This is a genomic window from Gillisia limnaea DSM 15749 (assembly GCF_000243235.1).
In the GTDB taxonomy this organism is placed as follows: Bacteria; Bacteroidota; Bacteroidia; order Flavobacteriales; family Flavobacteriaceae; genus Gillisia; species Gillisia limnaea.
Genome location: NZ_JH594606.1, coordinates 2,303,014 through 2,318,179, shown reverse-complemented (window position 1 = coordinate 2,318,179; position 15,166 = coordinate 2,303,014). Strand labels below are relative to the sequence as shown.

At 39.5% G+C, this 15,166-nt stretch carries 16 protein-coding genes; 5 read left to right on the top strand and 11 right to left on the bottom strand.

Translation table 11 applies throughout. The features are described from left to right. Nucleotides 1–199 precede the first annotated feature (199 nt). The 5 genes from trxA to GILLI_RS18940 all read right to left on the bottom strand — a co-directional run bounded on the left by trxA (nucleotide 200) and on the right by GILLI_RS18940 (nucleotide 6,375). Nucleotides 200–517, bottom strand: coding sequence for a thioredoxin (trxA, locus tag GILLI_RS12180; protein WP_006989417.1), 318 nt, complete (start codon nucleotides 515–517; stop codon nucleotides 200–202). 175 nt (nucleotides 518–692) lie between these two features. Further along, a complete protein-coding gene (gene dnaE / locus GILLI_RS12175) occupies nucleotides 693–5,081 on the bottom strand; it encodes a DNA polymerase III subunit alpha (RefSeq protein ID WP_006989416.1) in 4,389 nt (1,462 codons plus the stop codon). A 216-nt stretch (nucleotides 5,082–5,297) separates the two neighbouring features. After that, on the bottom strand, nucleotides 5,298–5,744 hold the full coding sequence (locus tag GILLI_RS12170; RefSeq protein ID WP_006989415.1) for a ferritin-like domain-containing protein: 447 nt from the start codon (nucleotides 5,742–5,744) through the stop codon (nucleotides 5,298–5,300). Nucleotides 5,745–5,885: 141 nt separating this feature from the next. Further along, nucleotides 5,886–6,176 carry a helix-turn-helix domain-containing protein gene (locus tag GILLI_RS12165; RefSeq protein WP_006989414.1) on the bottom strand — a complete coding sequence of 97 codons (291 nt, stop codon included), beginning with the start codon at nucleotides 6,174–6,176 and terminating at the stop codon, nucleotides 5,886–5,888. Further along, complete coding sequence (locus GILLI_RS18940; protein WP_245545656.1) at nucleotides 6,166–6,375, bottom strand: type II toxin-antitoxin system RelE/ParE family toxin; 210 nt, start codon at nucleotides 6,373–6,375, stop codon at nucleotides 6,166–6,168. The genes GILLI_RS12165 and GILLI_RS18940 overlap by 11 nt, the downstream gene beginning before the upstream one ends. A 377-nt stretch (nucleotides 6,376–6,752) precedes the next feature. On the opposite strand from GILLI_RS18940, the gene GILLI_RS12155 reads away from it, so the two are divergent. From GILLI_RS12155 to GILLI_RS12135, 5 genes are all read left to right on the top strand, one after another. After that, nucleotides 6,753–7,325: a 30S ribosomal protein S16 gene (locus tag GILLI_RS12155; protein ID WP_006989412.1), complete on the top strand. Its 573-nt coding sequence runs from the start codon at nucleotides 6,753–6,755 to the stop codon at nucleotides 7,323–7,325. A gap of 15 nt (nucleotides 7,326–7,340) precedes the next feature. Beyond that, nucleotides 7,341–7,865: a ribosome maturation factor RimM gene (rimM, locus tag GILLI_RS12150; RefSeq protein WP_006989411.1), complete on the top strand. Its 525-nt coding sequence runs from the start codon at nucleotides 7,341–7,343 to the stop codon at nucleotides 7,863–7,865. Between the two features lie 63 nt (nucleotides 7,866–7,928). Beyond that, the gene (locus tag GILLI_RS12145; RefSeq protein ID WP_006989410.1) at nucleotides 7,929–8,645 is read left to right on the top strand and encodes a tRNA1(Val) (adenine(37)-N6)-methyltransferase; all 717 of its coding nucleotides are present in this window, start codon (nucleotides 7,929–7,931) and stop codon (nucleotides 8,643–8,645) included. A 255-nt stretch (nucleotides 8,646–8,900) separates the two neighbouring features. After that, on the top strand, nucleotides 8,901–10,079 hold the full coding sequence (locus GILLI_RS12140) for an acyl-CoA dehydrogenase family protein (protein WP_006989409.1): 1,179 nt from the start codon (nucleotides 8,901–8,903) through the stop codon (nucleotides 10,077–10,079). 303 nt (nucleotides 10,080–10,382) lie between these two features. Beyond that, nucleotides 10,383–11,165, top strand: coding sequence for a DUF3050 domain-containing protein (locus GILLI_RS12135; RefSeq protein ID WP_006989408.1), 783 nt, complete (start codon nucleotides 10,383–10,385; stop codon nucleotides 11,163–11,165). Between the two features lie 25 nt (nucleotides 11,166–11,190). Here GILLI_RS12135 and GILLI_RS12130 read toward each other — a convergent pair whose 3' ends face one another. The 6 genes from GILLI_RS12130 to GILLI_RS12105 all read right to left on the bottom strand — a co-directional run bounded on the left by GILLI_RS12130 (nucleotide 11,191) and on the right by GILLI_RS12105 (nucleotide 15,164). After that, entirely contained in the window at nucleotides 11,191–11,526 is a 336-nt protein-coding gene (locus tag GILLI_RS12130; protein WP_006989407.1) for a 2Fe-2S iron-sulfur cluster-binding protein, read from the bottom strand. A 49-nt stretch (nucleotides 11,527–11,575) separates the two neighbouring features. Then, nucleotides 11,576–12,637, bottom strand: a complete 1,062-nt coding sequence (locus GILLI_RS12125; RefSeq protein WP_040507010.1) for an NAD(P)/FAD-dependent oxidoreductase — start codon at nucleotides 12,635–12,637, stop codon at nucleotides 11,576–11,578. 45 nt (nucleotides 12,638–12,682) lie between these two features. Continuing rightward, on the bottom strand, nucleotides 12,683–12,925 hold the full coding sequence (locus GILLI_RS12120; RefSeq protein ID WP_006989405.1) for a NifU family protein: 243 nt from the start codon (nucleotides 12,923–12,925) through the stop codon (nucleotides 12,683–12,685). Next, complete coding sequence (locus tag GILLI_RS12115) at nucleotides 12,926–14,056, bottom strand: Mrp/NBP35 family ATP-binding protein (protein WP_006989404.1); 1,131 nt, start codon at nucleotides 14,054–14,056, stop codon at nucleotides 12,926–12,928. 138 nt (nucleotides 14,057–14,194) lie between these two features. Beyond that, the gene (locus GILLI_RS12110) at nucleotides 14,195–14,539 is read right to left on the bottom strand and encodes an MGMT family protein (RefSeq protein WP_006989403.1); all 345 of its coding nucleotides are present in this window, start codon (nucleotides 14,537–14,539) and stop codon (nucleotides 14,195–14,197) included. A 1-nt stretch (nucleotide 14,540) separates the two neighbouring features. Next, complete coding sequence (locus tag GILLI_RS12105; protein ID WP_006989402.1) at nucleotides 14,541–15,164, bottom strand: LysE family translocator; 624 nt, start codon at nucleotides 15,162–15,164, stop codon at nucleotides 14,541–14,543. Nucleotides 15,165–15,166 lie beyond the last annotated feature (2 nt).

Below are 15,166 nucleotides of genomic sequence, written 5' to 3'. Positions count from 1 at the left end.
TGCCACCAATGCCCAAATAATTTTAAAGCTTTCACCTTAAACAGACTTGCCATCCTTAATCAAGGCCATTCAAATCCTCATCACCAGGCTCCCTACAGGAAAAACATTCGTGAATTAGCAACTTAAATTGTTCGTAAAGCACAATAAAAAAAGTCCGACAATTAAGCCGGACTTTTTAAACTACTATTCTTTTTAACTATTACAATAAAGCATCCAATGCTTCAGCGTATGTATTTTTAGGGGCAACGCCTACCTGGCGGCCAACTACTTCTCCGTTTTGAAAGATCAAAACAGTTGGAATATTTCTAACTCCATATTTTGCTGCAAACTCTTGATTTGCATCTACATCAAGTTTTCCAACCACTGCCTTTCCTTCGTAATCTTTGCTTATATCTTCTATAATTGGTCCAACCATTCTACAAGGTCCACACCAGGCCGCCCAAAAATCAACCATTACAGGCTTATCACTTTTTAGTACGGTCTCTTCAAAATTAGCATCTGTTATCTCTAAAGCCATAATATATATTTTTTCTTATCAATTAATATGTAAAAATAGTCAAATATTTCAGCAAACCTTACAATGAATATCACATTTCCTTATATGTCAATTACAACCACCTATTTTTTTGAACAAATTTTTTCAGAATGATTAAATACTATACTCCAATTTTCAATTTATAAGAATGTACTTTTTAATTCAGTTTATAAACCACCTGCTTTTCTTCTAAAGCATCCAGCAATTCCTGAGAAATTCTCACCTTCTGTTTTTTACTGGACATATTCACTTTTACCATATCTTTCATCTCATACACTATAAAGCTCAAAATGTGATCTCCCCGGTGTGCCCTGAAAATATCTTTTAAAGAATCGATTTGCGCTTCCTTTAAATGGTTTATATCCAGCTGAATGGTTAGTTTTCTTGCATACATATCCATAATATCGTGCAATAACTGAAAGTTATTAAACTGGAGTCTTGGCTCTCCTTTACTTCCCGTTTCCCGGTTTGTCCAGCCTTCTTTCACAAATGCTTTTATATACACAAAACTATTGGGAACCAGGAAATGCTGAAATTTTAGATACTCCTCTCCAAAAATCCGGAATTCATAAGAATCCCAGTAATCTTCTACTGTAAAGGATGCCCATCCTTTTCCCATTTTTGAAACCCGGTGTTGCACTTCTGAAACCACGCCCCCAAAGGCCATTTCACGATTGATGAAGTTTTCCAGGTTTGTAAAATCTGAAACCTTTGCGGTACAGAAATAATTCATCTCTGCCCTAAAATCATCCAGCGGATGTCCGGAAATATAGATTCCTACCACTTCTTTCTCCCGCTTTAATTTTTCCATGGTTCCCCATTCTTCACAAGGAGGCACCACGGGTTCCGGAATTTGCACATCACTGGCTTCCCCAAAAAGGCTTACCTGAGAGGAATTCTCGCTTTCCTGAAATTTTGCCGCATATTTTATCGCCTTTTCCAAGAAAGTGATTCCATCTCCCTCGTCATGGAAATATTGAGCACGGTGATTCCCGAAACCGTCAAATCCTCCTGCGAGTGCAAGGTTTTCAAAAGCCTTTTTATTGGCTGCACGTAGATCGATACGTTTGGCCATATCAAAAATGGATTTATATGGACCGCTTTCGGTTTTCCTTAGTTCCACAATAGTGGCAACCGCACCAGATCCTACTCCTTTAATCGCTCCCATCCCAAATCGTACCGCGTATTCCTTATTTACTGAAAATTTATAATAGGATTCATTTACATCTGGCCCCAGAACTTTTAGTTTCATTCGCTTGCATTCTTCCATAAAGAAGGTCACCTGCTTAATATCATTCATATTATTGGAAAGTACTGCAGCCATATATTCGGCAGGATAATGGGCTTTTAAATAGGCTGTCTGGTATGCGATCCAGGCATAACAAGTAGAGTGAGACTTGTTGAAAGCATAGGCTGCAAAGGCTTCCCAGTCTTTCCAAACCTTTTCCAGGATCTCCCGTGGGTGTCCTTTTGCTTCTCCCCCATCCAGGAATTTAGGCTTGAGTTGTTCCAGCAGGGCAAAGATCTTTTTACCCATGGCCTTTCTCAAAACATCGGCTTCACCTTTAGTAAAACCTGCAAGTTTTTGAGAAAGCAACATCACCTGCTCCTGGTAGACTGTAATTCCGTAGGTTTCTTTTAGGTATTCTTCCATGTCGGGAAGATCATAGGCAATTTCCTCATCCCCGTGCTTCCGCTTGATAAAACTTGGAATATATTCCATTGGACCTGGCCTGTAAAGCGCATTCATAGCGATAAGATCATCAAAAACCGTAGGTTTCAAATCTTTCATATGCTTTTGCATCCCCGGAGATTCATATTGAAAAATCCCTACGGTCTCCCCACGCTGGAAAAGCTCATAGGTTTTTTCATCATCCAGAGGAAAAGTGTCCGGATCCAGATCTATATCGTGACGACCTTTTACAATTTTTACGGTATCCTTTATAAGTGTAAGGGTCTTTAGTCCCAAAAAGTCCATTTTCAACAATCCCGCACTTTCTACCACCGAGTTATCGAACTGGGTAACATAGAGATCGGAATCTTTTGCAAGTGCAACCGGAACAAAATTGGTTATATCGCTGGGTGTAATGATCACTCCACAGGCATGGATCCCCGTATTTCTTACCGAGCCTTCCAGGATCCTGGCCTGGTTAACGGTTTGCGCCTCCAGATCGTCTCCTTCGGAAATGTTTAAAAGTTGATTGACCTTTTCAAGATCTTCACTTCGGAAATTCTTTTTTAATTCCTTATCACTTTGCCCAAAGATCTTGGCCAGTTTGGACATATTTGGGATCAATTTCGATATCCTGTCTGCTTCATTTAAAGGAAGATCCAGCACCCTTGCGGTATCACGAATAGCCGATTTAGCTGCCATGGTACCATAAGTGATGATTTGCGCCACTTGATTAGATCCATATTTCTTGATCACATAATCCATCACGCGGCTTCGGCCTTCATCGTCAAAATCAATATCGATATCGGGCATGCTCACCCTGTCCGGATTCAAAAATCTCTCAAAAAGCAAATCGTACTTTAAAGGATCAATATTGGTGATCCAGAGGCAATAAGCAACTACACTTCCCGCTGCCGATCCCCGGCCCGGGCCAACCGAAACATCCATCGCCCGTGCCGCCCGTATAAAATCTTCGGTAATAAGAAAATAACCCGGATATCCGGTATTCTCAATTACCGAAAGTTCAAAATCCAGTCGGGTTTTAATTTCTTCTGTAATTTCAGGATATCGTTTCCTTGCTCCTTCATAGGTAAGATGTTTCAAGAATGCATTTTCACCCCGTTTTCCTCCATCGGCTTTATCCTCTTCCACAAGAAATTCCTCAGGAATATCGAATGCAGGTAATAAAACATCCCGGGCCAGTTCATAAGGTTCAATCTTATCCACCACTTCCTGAATATTAGAAATGGCTTCCGGTAAATCCCTGAAAAGGGATTTCATCTCGGCATCACTCTTGAAAAAATATTCGTTGTTTGGCAATCCATAGCGGTATCCCCGGCCGCGACCTATAGGCGTGGCCTGTTTTTCACCATCCTTTACACAAAGTAGAATGTCATGGGCATTGGCATCTTCCTGATCCCGGTAATAGGTATTGTTGGACGCAACCAGCTTCACCCCATGTTTTTTGGCAAATTGCACCAGCACCTCATTAACCCGGTTTTCCTCTTCCTGGTTGTGGCGCATCAATTCTATATAAAGATCTTCCCCAAATGTTTCCTTCCACCACAAAAGCGCTTCCTCTGCCTGATTTTCTCCAACGTTCAGGATCTTCCCGGGAACTTCCCCGTATAGATTTCCGGTAAGCACGATAAGATCCTCCTTATATTTTTTGATCACTTCCCTATCTATCCTGGGAACGTAGTAAAATCCTTCGGTATAGGCCAGAGAAGCCATTTTTGCCAGATTGTGATATCCTTTCTTGCTTTTTGCCAGGATCACAATTTGATATCCATTGTCTTTCCTGCTCTTATCAAGATGATCTTCACACACAAAAAACTCACATCCCAGGATCGCCTTTAATTCTTTACCAACCGCAGGCTCATTATTTGCAAGCGCTGCTTCATTTTTGGCTTTTATGCCTTTATTATAAATCCCCACTTCTTTAACGAAATGAAAGGCACCCATCATATTCCCATGATCCGTAAGAGCAACCGCCGGCATATTTTCCTCCCCTGCAGCTTCTATAAGCGCTGCAATACTGATAGTAGATTGCAAAATAGAAAACTGGGAATGATTGTGCAGGTGTGAAAACCTTACCTCATCCAGTTTTTCCAGATTTTCATTGATTTCCTCTGTAGAGATCACCTCTACATCCTGCGCTTTACGCAGGTTTTTTCTTATCTCTTCAGAAGCTTTTTTAAGGTTGATATGTTTTAATCCTATAAGCCGGATGGGCTTAGGATTCGCTTCAGAGAAATCCTGAAAATAATTTGCCGGTACATCGAGTTCTTCTTTGGTAAAGATCTCTTTTCTTATCAATTCCAAAAAGCAACGCGTGGTTGCCTCCACATCTGCCGTGGCATTGTGCGCTTCAGAAAAAGGCTGGGAGAAAAGCTCCTGGTGAAGCTCTGTTAAGGTAGGAAGTTTAAACTTTCCGTATCTACCACCGGGAAGTTTGCAATATTCAGCAGTCTTTTCTGTACAGGTATCCAACACCGGAAAACCATCAAGTGGATTTTCCATTCCTTCCCGTAAGTATTCGGCTCCCATGATATTAAGATCGAAACCTACATTTTGACCAACCACAAATTTATTTTGCGATAGGGAAACCTTAAACTTCTCCAGAACTTCTCTAAGGGAAATCCCATTTGTCTGGGCCAGCTGAGTAGAAATTCCGTGAATTTTCTCCGCATCAAAGGGAATATTAAAACCTTCAGGTGCAACCAGATAATCCTGATTATCGATAAGATTTCCCATTTCATCATGTACCTGCCAGGCGATTTGTATGCACCGTGGCCAGTTATCAGAATCGGTTAAAGGGGCATCCCATCGCTTGGGAAGTCCGGTGGTTTCAGTATCAAAAATCAAGTACATTAGCTATGGAATATTTTTTTTCTGCTGATTACCAGGGAGGAATAACAGAAAAACGGGGTGTAAAATTTGGCTTAAAAATAGGAAAAATTACAGGTAGAAAATCATAATTCCAAAAGGAATTATCAACTAATTTTTAATAAAAAACCTTCAGTCTTATGTTTATCATAAAACTGAAGGTTTCAGGCTAATTCAAATAAATCCTTGCAAAAAGATCTATTATGCTTCTAATTCTAATGTTTTCACTTTATTTAAAGCTGCGGTAATCATATTTCGCTGCTTCATCAATAGATTTTTTGTGGAAGGCGGAAGTTTTTCATCCTCCAAAACCTCATTGTATTCTTCTACAGCGGCCTTTTCTCCTCTAATAGCTTCTTCCAGGATCGCTTCCTCTTTATCTGAAGAAAAAGTTGCTTTTAAATTCATCCAGGAACGATGGATATCACCTTTTACACTAGTGCCTTTATCCGGCTTTTCTCCGAAATTGCTTATTTCAGATTTCAATTCATGTCCAAAATCATAGCGTTCCTTTGCCCTTTCTTCAAAGAATGATTTTAACCTGGTGTTTTTCACATTTTCTGCGGCAGTCTTATATCCCTTTTCTGCATCATAATTTTTTTCCAATAGTTCATTTAGCTTATTGGAAACCTCTTTCGTATAGTCCATAATTATGTGTTTTAAATTGTTTATGCACATAAAATTACAACGAAATAGATTCGCTATCGATCTGTTTAACAGACTTTAAAATACTTTAACAGCATTTAACGAAAGGCCTTTAACTTATGTTCATTATTGTAATACCCACTTTTAAATTTCGATGGATATATTGACCTTTGCGCCCAATCCTTTCTCAACGATTTCAAACAAGGTTTTTAAGGTGAGATTACTGCCATTATTTTCTACTCGCGAAATGTATGTCCGCTTTTTGTCAATCAGTTCTGCAAGTTGCTCTTGCGTCAGTTTCTTTTCCTGGCGTGCATTTCGTAAAAGCAAACCAATCTTGAACGATTCAAAATCTCTATCGAGTTCGTCCCTTCGTTCTGTTCCTTTTTTTCCGTAAACAGTATCTTTTATATCTTTCCAGCTCTTAGTTTCCATTTCCTTTGTTTTTTTTATCGTAAGATACTTTCATTAATCGAACCGCTTTGTCGATTTCCTTTTTTGGTGTTTTCTGCGTCTTTTTTGTAAATCCATTTAATAGTATGACCAGCTTACCTTTGTCGAAAAAGCAAAATACTCTCCAAGTATCCGAACCTAATTTTATTCGAGCCTCATACAATCCTTTATGGGTAATCATTGCTGCCAAATATGCTTTGGGTACTTGTTGATAGGTTTCGATTATTTCAATGACCTTAAATTTTGTCCTGAATTTTATTTGGTTGAGCAAGCAAAAACTTCTCGAAATAATTTTTGTATTGTATTACTTGCCAATTTTTTCCATTTAAACAAAATGGTAACTTAAAAGTTACTATTCTTCAAAAATTCCAAATGTTTTTAAAAATCCCAATGTTTCAAGAGTATTTTTTACGACACCCTGGTATTTAAAATAGAACCTGTACGGCTCCATATTTCTTATTCTTCTTTAAATGAAAAATAAATGGATTGAACAGAATAATATAGTATCTTTGCAGACTTATTAATAACCGAGGTCGGGGACCTCACAAATTAATTTATATGCCTGTAAAAATTAGATTACAAAGACACGGTAAAAAAGGGAAACCATTTTACTGGATTATCGCTGCAGATTCACGTGCACCAAGAGACGGAAGATACCTTGACAAAATAGGGATCTACAATCCAAACACCAATCCTGCAACTATCGAACTTGATGTTGACGGAGCGGTTAAATGGCTACAAAACGGAGCACAACCAACGGATACTGCACGCGCAATTCTTTCTTATAAAGGAGCACTTCTTAAAAATCACCTTGTAGGTGGGGTTAGAAAAGGAGCTCTTACAGAAGAACAAGCTGAAACAAAATTTCAGTCCTGGTTAGATGAAAAAGAAGGAAGCGTATCTGCTAAAAAAGAAGGTTTAAGCAAAGAGCAGGAAGCTGCAAAGCAAAAAGCTTTTGAACTTGAAAAAGAAGCAAATGCAAAACGTGAAGCTGTCGCAAAAGAAGCGCTTGAAGCTGAAGCAAAATCTCAGGAAGTGGAAGCTGAAGCAGAAGCTGGAACTCAGCCAACAGATGATGGTGGTGCAGCAACCGCAGAGGAAGCAGCCGCTCAAGAAAAAAAAGAAGCTTAATTTACTTTTCTAACGATGCTTAAAAAGGAATGTTTCTATTTAGGGAAAATCGTTAGTAAATTTAGTTTTAAGGGAGAAGTATTGATCAAACTCGATACCGATGAACCCGAAGCTTACACAAAAATGGAATCGGTTTTCGTTGACTATAACGACAATCTGGTTCCATTTTTTATTGAAAAAAGTTCCCTCCACAAGAGCGATCTTTTACGTGCAAAATTTGAGGACGTGGATACTGAAGAGGATGCCGATGACCTTATGCGTTGTGACATCTACCTTCCACTAGATCAACTTCCGGAACTGGAAGGCGATAAATTCTATTTTCATGAGATTATCGGTTTTACCGCTGAAGACGTCAATTTTGGAAAAATTGGCACCATAACCGGCGTAAATGACAGCAGCTATCAGGCACTTTTTGAAATTGACCATAACGGAAATGAAATCCTGATCCCGGTCAATGATGATTTTATTAAAAAAGTGGACAAAAAAAATAAAATAATCCTTCTGGAAACACCTCCAGGGCTTATTGAAATTTATCTTTGAAAAGTTTCAAAGTTCAACGTTTCAGGTTCAAAATTCAACATTCAACATTCAACATTTGAAAATTTGTCCAAACCATTTCATTTTAAAGAATTTACCATAGAGCAGGATCGCTGTGCGATGAAAATTGGAACCGACGGAATTTTATTGGGCGCCTGGGCAAATTTAAAAGATCCTTATTCCATTCTTGACATTGGCGCCGGCACCGGCATTATAGGACTTATGATGGCGCAAAGATCCAATGCCGGACTCATAGACGCCCTGGAATTAGATGAAGATGCCTATGAGCAATGTGTAGATAATTTTGAAAACTCCAATTGGGGAGACCGCTTGTTTTGCTACCACGCCTCTCTGGATGAATTTGCTGAAGAAATGAAGGAAGAAGAAAAGTATGACCTTATAATTTCAAATCCGCCGTTCTATGTTGAAGATTATAAAACCGAGAACGAATCAAGAAATTTAGCCAGATTTACCGATTCACTCCCTTTTGAAGAACTTGCAGAATTATCTTCAGGATTACTTTCAGATGAGGGGGAACTTGCGGTGATCATTCCTTATTCCGAAGAAGTAAATTTCCTGAAAATAGCAAAAAGCGTAAATCTTTTTCCCAACAAAATCACCCGTGTTCGCGGAACAGTAAACACACCGCTAAAACGCAGTTTGCTCCAGTTGTCATTTTCTGTAGTAAAGGTACAGGAAAGCGAACTTACCATTGAAATAAGCAGGCATCAGTACACCGAAGAATACAGGGAACTGGTAAAGGACTTTTATTTGAAGATGTAAAATTTGATAATGAATTCTTTGTAGGTTAAAAAAAATACCATTTTACTATAGCTATTAGTTTCTCCTTATTTGCTTGGCCAACTTATATTAGCGATTCCTTCGCCCATATTAAATCAATTAAAATTGGTTGCTAAATAAGCGTTGGTTATTTTTGTGTACAAAATCAACACAAATGAAACCTCCATTAGAAAGATTTTCTCACAAAGGGGAATATTTATACGGATGTTACATTTGGCCGCTAAAATAATAAACCAAATGAAACAAGATCTTTTTCAGGCCCCGGATTACTACAATCTTGACGATTTATTGACAGACGAGCATAAAATGGTTCGCGATGCAGCCCGGGAATGGGTAAAACGTGATGTTTCCCCTATTATTGAGGAGGCTGCACAGGAAGCAAAATTCCCTAAATCCATCATTAAAGGTCTTGCAGAAATTGGTGCTTTTGGGCCTTATATCCCTGAAGAATACGGCGGAGCTGGTTTAGATCATATCTCTTACGGACTCATCATGCAGGAAATTGAACGCGGTGATAGTGGGGTAAGATCCACAGCATCTGTACAATCTTCTCTTGTTATGTATCCTATTTACAAATACGGCAACGAAGAACAACGCAAAAAATATCTTCCCAAGTTGGCCTCTGGAGAATGGATGGGATGTTTTGGCTTGACCGAGCCTGACCACGGGTCCAATCCTGGCGGAATGACCACCAATTTTAAAGATAAAGGAGATCACTATTTATTGAATGGTGCTAAACTATGGATCTCGAACTCACCCTTTGCCGATATCGCTGTGGTGTGGTCAAAAGATGAAAATGGAAGGATTCACGGACTTATCGTAGAACGAGGAATGGAAGGATTCTCAACTCCCGAAACTCATAATAAATGGTCCCTGCGAGCCAGCGCCACAGGAGAACTTATTTTTGATAATGTAAAAGTCCCCAAGGAAAATTTACTTCCCAATAAAAGCGGACTTGGAGCTCCTCTAGGATGCCTGGATTCTGCCAGATTTGGAATTGCCTGGGGAACCATTGGTGCTGCTATGGATTGCTACGATACCGCACTAAGATATTCCAAAGAAAGAATGCAATTTGGAAAACCTATTGCCGGTTTCCAGCTTCAGCAGAAAAAACTTGCTGAAATGATCACCGAAATTACCAAAGCCCAGCTTCTGGCCTGGCGACTGGGAGTTTTACGCAATGAAGGAAAGGCAACTACCGCCCAAATCTCTATGGCAAAAAGAAACAATGTAGCGATGGCGCTAAATGTGGCCAGGGAAGCAAGACAAATATTGGGCGCGATGGGAATTACCGGAGAATATAGCATTATGCGACACATGATGAACCTGGAAAGCGTAATAACCTATGAAGGAACCCACGATATTCATTTATTGATAACAGGAATGGATATCACGGGTATTTCGGCATTTAAGTAGATTTTATTTTTTTGGGAATATCAAAACAGGGGCAGCGTTTACAACGTTTGCCCTTTTTATATTTTTCACAACACTCCGTCTTTAGAGGTTTTGGTTTTTTAGGCTGCTTTGTTGCCTGTAGGTTAAATTCCGTGGATCTATTGGAATAAAACACCAGGATATTATAAATTTGCTTTGACGGAAGACTCATATTTTAAACTGCTGAATACACTTTTTTTAAACAAAATACATTCCACAAATTTACTCAGTAATTTATCAGTTCCTTCAATTCATCTTAATATTTCAAAAAGCTTCACAAAAAAAATGATAGAAACGATTAACCACAGCCTGAAATCTCAAAAATCCAGGCTATTGAACCATCCTCTTTATAATGAAATAAAAAGTCCCGAACATTTAAGATGTTTTATGGAACACCACGTATTTGCGGTTTGGGATTTTATGTCGCTTCTAAAGGCACTTCAGGAAAGATTTACCAAAACAACAACTCCCTGGTATCCGGTAGGCAACCCCGAAATAAGATATCTTGTAAATGAAATCGTTCTTGCAGAGGAATCAGACCTCAACTTCTTCGGAAAGCGTCAAAGTCATTTTGAAATGTACCTGGATGCGATGAAAAATTCCGGTGCCAATCAAAAAAAAATCGATGATTTTCTTCTTCAGGTAATTCACGGTACCGATATTTTCCTGGTTATAGCCGTTAGTGAGCTTCCCCAAAGTATAAAGCAGTTTTTAAAATTCACATTCGAGATTATTTCTGAAGGAAAACCTCATAAGATTGCGGCAGCCTTCACGTTTGGGCGGGAAGGCCTTATCCCCGATATGTTTACTTCCATTATTAAAAAGGTGCATCAAAATTTCCCTGAAGAGGATCTAAAATTGTTTAAATATTATTTTGACCGACATATAGAACTCGATGCCGATGAACATGGACCGATGGCCTATAAAATGATAGAAGAACTTTGCGGTGAGGACGCCCTAAAATGGACGGAAGTTAAATATGTTTCCCGGGATGCCCTTAATTCACGCGCAGAACTCTGGGATGGAATCTACAACGAAATCATTACAGAGCTTGTACCGGAAAGTTAAAGAATGTACTAAAAAGAGGCTGTAATTAAGTGCTTTCCGGAGCCAGTTTTACCTCAAGCCCCTCCAGTTCTTTTTTGATGAATATCTGGCAACCAAGACGGCTGTTATCTTCAACGAAAAATGCCTGATCCAACATATCCTCCTCTTCATAACTTTTTTCGGGAAGAAGGTCCTCATGACTCAAAATATAACATTGGCAGGAAGCACACATCGCCATTCCACCACAAATACCAATAGTACCCTCGGGAGCAAGTTCGTATGAGCGAACCACTTCCATAAGGTTCATATTCATATCGGTTGGGGCATCCACCACGTGGGCTTCTCCCTCGCGGTCTATAATGGTTATTTTAATATCAGACATAGCTTGCAAAAAAACTCACAGGTGATTTAGACCGGATAGGTTTATAGTTTTAATTGATACTTTTTACAACTTCTCTTTTAGCTTCTTTTCGGGATCCATCGAATCCACTTATTCCGCTAACGGTGGTATATTTCATCACATATTTTTTATCGGGAAAAATACGCTGATATGCACTCTGGCACATAATAGCCGCTTCATGGAATCCGCAAAGAATTAATTTAAGTTTTCCGGGATAGGTATTCACATCTCCTATGGCGTAAACCCCTGGAATATTGGTTTGATAATCATACGCATTATCCACTTTAATGGCATTTTTCTCAATTTCCAGTCCCCAATCCCCAATTGGACCTAATTTTGGTGAAAGTCCAAAAAGCGGAATAAAATGATCTGTTGGTTTTACCTCTTCATCTGAAACCTGATCTTTATGGCGAATCACTACCGCCTCCAGGTGATCTTCTCCTTTTAAATCTACCACTTCAGCCTCGGTGATCAAATTGATTTTTCCAATTTTGGATAGTTCCTCCACTTTATCTACCGAATCCAGTGCCCCGCGAAAATCTTTTCTGCGGTGTATAAGAGAAACTTCCTTGGCAATATCTGCCAGATAAATAGACCAGTCTAAGGCAGAATCTCCACCTCCGGCAATCACCACATTTTTATCGCGGTAAACTTCCGGATCACGAATTATATAAGCAACTCCTTTATCCTCATAGTTCCCAATAACGGGAATAGGCGGCTTTCTGGGTTCAAAACTTCCAAGACCACCTGCAATTACAACAACTGGCGCCTTATGTTTAGTCCCTTTGCTGGTGGTTACAATAAAGCTTCCATCCTCTTGAGCATCCAGGGTTTCAGCTCTTTCTCCCAGGGTAAATCCGGGGCTAAAAGGCTTGATTTGTTCCATCAGGTTTTTTACCAGATCACCGGCCAATACCTCCGGAAATCCGGGAATGTCATAAATTGGTTTTTTGGGGTATATCTCAGAACATTGTCCACCAGGCTGTGGCAAAGCATCTATTAAATGACAATTTAATTTGAGTAATCCGGCTTCAAAAACCGTAAATAAGCCAGTTGGCCCGGCACCAATTATAATTATATCTGTCTTGATCATTCTTGATTCCATTTGCAATTGAAAGCTAAGTAGCAAAAAGCATGCTTACCTTTCTAAATTTACCACCTTTTCGATTTGTGGTACATATTTTTTAATCGTCAATTCCACCCCCGACTTAAGTGTCATTTGGTTTACGTGGCAACCTACACAGGCACCTTCCAACTGCACCGTTACAAAACGATCGTCTTCTATGGAAACCAGCGAGATATCTCCACCATCACTTTGCAAGAAGGGGCGAATTTCATCAAGGGCTTTTTCAACATTTGACCTAATTTCTTCAGTTGTCATTTATTTCTTTTTAACAGCACTGCATCCGGCCATAGTCGTAATTTTTACGGCTTCGGTTGGAGGAAGGCTTTTGTTTCTGTTCACCGTTTCCTGCACCACATTTTGAGTGATTTTCTCAAAAGCGGCTTCAAGAGGAGTTGCTATTTGCAAGGCCGCAGGACGACCAATATCGCCCGCTTCCCGAATGCTTTGAACCAGGGGAAGTTCCCCCAAAAACGGAACCTTCAAATCATCTGCAAGATTCCTGGCTCCATCTTTTCCAAAGATGAAATATTTATTATCCGGCAATTCTTCAGGAGTAAAAAAGGCCATATTTTCTATAATTCCTAAAACCGGAACATTGATACTTTCCTGCTGAAACATTGCAACTCCTTTTCTGGCATCGGCCAATGCTACATTTTGCGGAGTGCTTACAATCACTGCTCCGGTGATAGGCATGGATTGCATAATGGATAAATGGATATCTCCTGTTCCCGGAGGAAGGTCTATAAGCATAAAATCCAGTTCTCCCCAGGCGGCATCAAATATCATTTGATTGAGCGCTTTTGCAGCCATAGGACCACGCCAAACCACTGCCTGATCTGGCTTGGTAAAAAATCCTATAGATAATAATTTGACTCCATAATTTTCTACAGGTTTCATTTTGGATTTTCCATCGATATTCACAGAAAGTGGCCTTTCTGCCGCAACATCAAACATCATAGGCATGGAAGGCCCATAAATATCGGCATCCAGCAAGCCAACTTTAAATCCCATTTTGGCAAGGGTAACCGCAAGATTCGCGGTTACCGTAGATTTTCCAACTCCGCCTTTTCCGGAAGCAACAGCGATTATGTTCTTAATCCCGGGAATATTTTTTCCCTTAATCTCCGGTTTTTCAGGCGCTTCTACCTTGATATTTACAGTTACCTTAGCCTTGGCATATACCTTGTCGTGAATGGCTTTCATCACATCCACTTCGGCTCTTTTTTTAATGTGTAAAGCAGGGGTGCTAAGTACTAAATCCACCACAACCTCATCTCCAAAAGTCATTATATTTTTTACAGCGCCGCTCTCCACCATGTTTTTCCCTTCTCCCGAAACAGAAATGGTTTCCAGCGCAGCTAATATGTCTTTTTTATCTAATTTCATCCTGATTTTTTTTTCTGATTTTCAACCTCTTATATAGACTGATTCCAAAGTACAAATATAACGGTAAAAGCCAAGAAAACGAAGAATTTACTTATAATTGATCGATAGGATAATAAGCTGAAATTATGGTATTTCATACTAAGAATCCCTTCCGGGGAGTTCCAGGTTTGGATCCCAAAAAACTTTCTTAAAATCCAGAACCTGATTGTCTTTAATTTTCACACCTTCGGCTTCCAGTAATTGCTGCATCGCGGAGGAGCCTCCAAAATGGTGTTTCCCTGTAAGCAAGCCAATTCGGTTTACCACTCTTTGGGCAGGTATCGTGTCCATGTCATGAGAATTATTCATCGCCCAGCCAACCATTCTGGCACTTCCGGCTGCACCAAGGTACCTGGCAATGGCACCATAGGAAGTTACTCTGCCATATGGAATTAACTTTACCACTTCATAAACCCGTTCGAAAAAATTTTTCTCTGAAGCCATTTTAATAATAAAAGATCCGGATAAGCGTAATGATTACCAATACAAACATTAGTATGGCCATAAAATAATTGGAGTATTTAGAGAATATCGCTGTTTTACTATGGATCTTCTGAAAGGATAAAACGTAGAAATAAAGTGTAGTAAAAGTTCCCAGAGATGCTGCAAGCACAAAGGTGATCATTAAAAACCAATCATAGGAAACATCTCCACCAATATTTAATGCGGTTGCAAGTGCTACAAAATATGGGATTGGAAAAACATTTAAAGCAGCAACAAGAATTCCTTTAAAAATACTGTTGGCATTGGTTTTTTCCGTTTGAGCATCTATATGTGAACCATTTTGTGCTTTCACAAAAAAGAAAATGGCTAAAATGATGAAAATCACCAGGCCAGCTCTTAAAAGCACATTCCTAATGAATGGATTATTGAAAATATACCCGGCCAAAAAAACAGCCAACAGGGCTTGTATAAGCACCACAATGGATGCTCCAATAGCAACGAAGATACCGCTCTTTTCCCCATGCTTCATACAGGTTTTTGCAACCGTCATATTGACTAATCCCGGCGGTACTACCCCAAGGAGAGCAGCAAAATAAGTGATTAGGAAAAGTTTGGTTTCCTCCAAAA

Excerpts from the sequence above, each read along its gene's own strand:
- GILLI_RS12110 (WP_006989403.1), bottom strand. The coding sequence starts at position 14,539 with ATGGCTTCAGAGAAAAATTTTTTCGAACGGGTTTATGAAGTGGTAAAG.
- trxA (WP_006989417.1), bottom strand. The coding sequence starts at position 517 with ATGGCTTTAGAGATAACAGATGCTAATTTTGAAGAGACCGTACTAAAA.
- GILLI_RS12155 (WP_006989412.1), top strand. The coding sequence starts at position 6,753 with ATGCCTGTAAAAATTAGATTACAAAGACACGGTAAAAAAGGGAAACCA.
- rimM (WP_006989411.1), top strand. The coding sequence starts at position 7,341 with ATGCTTAAAAAGGAATGTTTCTATTTAGGGAAAATCGTTAGTAAATTT.
- GILLI_RS12140 (WP_006989409.1), top strand. The coding sequence starts at position 8,901 with ATGAAACAAGATCTTTTTCAGGCCCCGGATTACTACAATCTTGACGAT.
- GILLI_RS12135 (WP_006989408.1), top strand. The coding sequence starts at position 10,383 with ATGATAGAAACGATTAACCACAGCCTGAAATCTCAAAAATCCAGGCTA.
- GILLI_RS12125 (WP_040507010.1), bottom strand. The coding sequence starts at position 12,637 with ATGATCAAGACAGATATAATTATAATTGGTGCCGGGCCAACTGGCTTA.
- GILLI_RS18940 (WP_245545656.1), bottom strand. The coding sequence starts at position 6,375 with ATGATTACCCATAAAGGATTGTATGAGGCTCGAATAAAATTAGGTTCG.
- dnaE (WP_006989416.1), bottom strand. The coding sequence starts at position 5,081 with ATGTACTTGATTTTTGATACTGAAACCACCGGACTTCCCAAGCGATGG.
- GILLI_RS12115 (WP_006989404.1), bottom strand. The coding sequence starts at position 14,056 with ATGAAATTAGATAAAAAAGACATATTAGCTGCGCTGGAAACCATTTCT.
- GILLI_RS12170 (WP_006989415.1), bottom strand. The coding sequence starts at position 5,744 with ATGGACTATACGAAAGAGGTTTCCAATAAGCTAAATGAACTATTGGAA.
- GILLI_RS12120 (WP_006989405.1), bottom strand. The coding sequence starts at position 12,925 with ATGACAACTGAAGAAATTAGGTCAAATGTTGAAAAAGCCCTTGATGAA.
- GILLI_RS12165 (WP_006989414.1), bottom strand. The coding sequence starts at position 6,176 with ATGGAAACTAAGAGCTGGAAAGATATAAAAGATACTGTTTACGGAAAA.
- GILLI_RS12130 (WP_006989407.1), bottom strand. The coding sequence starts at position 11,526 with ATGTCTGATATTAAAATAACCATTATAGACCGCGAGGGAGAAGCCCAC.